The 1,944-nt window shown below is 70.4% G+C and carries 1 protein-coding gene; it reads right to left on the reverse strand.

Features of this window, described 5'->3' with window-relative positions; all coding sequences use genetic code 11:
* Nucleotides 1-1,921: heavy metal translocating P-type ATPase (locus FVW20_RS13835; RefSeq protein ID WP_231039117.1), on the reverse strand; the 1,921-nt coding region annotated here is incomplete at its 3' end.
* Nucleotides 1,922-1,944: the final 23 nt, after the last annotated feature.

Consider the following 1,944-nt stretch of genomic DNA (forward strand, 5'->3'; position numbering starts at 1 on the left):
CGGGCAGCGCCATCACCCCCGGCGTGCGCTCCGCGCCGCGCCGCCCTTCCGACGCGCCATTGCCCAGCATGGGCCGCATGGCGTTCAGGGCCACGCCCACGGTGGTCAGGTTGTGCAGCAGGGCCAGCATGCCCGGCTGCGCCCGGCCCACCAGGCCAAGGGCCATGAAGGCCGAATTCAGCCCCATGATGGACCCGAAGTTCACATGGATGCGCCGCAGGGTTGCCTTTGCCAGGTGGCGCGCCACCAGCAGTTCCGCAAGGTCGTTGCCGGAAAGCACCACGTCGGCCACCTCGCGGGCAAGGTCGGCCCCGTCGCGCAGCGAAACGCCCACATCGGCGGCGGACAGGGCGGGCGAATCGTTGATGCCGTCGCCCACCATGACCACCTTGCCGCCCTCGGCCTGCAACTGCCGCACGATGTCGGCCTTGTCGGCGGGCAGCACCTGGGCGCGCCATTCGTCCACGCCCACGGCGTTGGCCACCGCTGCGGCCGTCACCGGCCCATCGCCGGTCAGCATGATGATGCGCTTCACGCCCTGCTCGCGCAGGCCGCGCACCACCTCGGCGGCCTCGGGCCGCAGCGGGTCCTCTATGCACAGGATGCCCGCCAGCTTGCCCCCGATGGCCAGGTGCAGGATGGAATAGCCCTTGGCCGCCCATTCGTTGATCACGGGCAGGAATTCGTCCAGGGGCACGCCCTCGTCCTCGTGGACGAAGTGACGGCTGCCCACCAGCACGCGCTTGCCGCGCAGGCGCGAGGCGATGCCGTGGGCCACCACGTATTCGACCTCTGCGTGTTCTTCCTGATGATCCAGCGATTCCTGCTCGGCCTTGCGCACCACGGCGCGGGCCACGGGATGGGGAAAATGCTCTTCAAGGCAGGCGGCAAGGCGCAGCACGTCGTCGCGACCGTGCCCGTTCAGCGAGATGACCTCGGCCACACGGGGGCGCGCCTCGGTGAGGGTGCCCGTCTTGTCGAAGACCACGGTATCCGCGCCCGCCAGCCCTTCGATGAACCGACCGCCCTTGATGAGCACGCCATGGTGCGCGCCTTCGCGCATGCCGGTCAGGATGGCCAGGGGCGTGGCCAGACGGATGGCGCACGAGTAGTCCACCAGCAGCACCGACGCGGCGCGGGCCACGTCTCGGGTGACGGCCCACACCCCGCCCGCCAGCAGGAAGCTGTACGGCACGATGGCGTCGGCCAGGCGTTCCGCCTTGCCCTGCACGTTGGCCTTCAGGGCTTCCGACCGTTCGATGAAGCCCACGATCTGGTTGATGCGGGTCTCGGACCCCACGCCGGTGGGCCGGATGTCCAGCCGCCCTTCCTCCACCACGGTGCCCGCGTACACCGAGGCCCCGGCGCGCCGGGCCACGGCCAGCGGTTCGCCGGTCATGGAGGTCTGGTTGACCATGGCCTCGCCCTCGGCCACCACGCCGTCCACGGGGATGGACGAACCGGCGCGAACCACCACGAGGTCGTCGTCGGCAAGGGCGGAAAGGGGCACCTGCACCTCTGCCTCGCCGCGCTTCACCCACACGGTGTCCACGTCCACGGCCAGGCTTTCGGCCAGGCTTTCGCGCGACTTCTTGCGGGTCCATTCCTCCAGGAACTCGCCCACGGCGAACAGCGCGGTGATCAGCCCCACGGAACGGAAGTCGCCCCGTACCAGAGAGATGCCCAGCGCCGCCGCGTCCAGCACGTCCACGTTGAGACGACCGGAAGCCAGCGAACGCCCCCCCTTGAGCAGGAAGGGCAGCGCGCGGAAAAAGGCGGATACCATGCGCACGATGCGCGGCAGGAAGGGACGCAGGATCAGGTAGCGGATCAGACCGCCCGCGCCGGGCGCGGCACCGGCCACGCTCAGCCCTGCCACGCCCGACGCGCCTGCCGACAGGGCGGCTCCGTCCGGAACCATGCCATGAGGGGCCAGGGCGCCCA

Origin of the sequence: Nitratidesulfovibrio oxamicus, assembly GCF_015731765.1 — a bacterium.
GTDB lineage: Bacteria > Desulfobacterota > Desulfovibrionia > Desulfovibrionales > Desulfovibrionaceae > Cupidesulfovibrio > Cupidesulfovibrio oxamicus.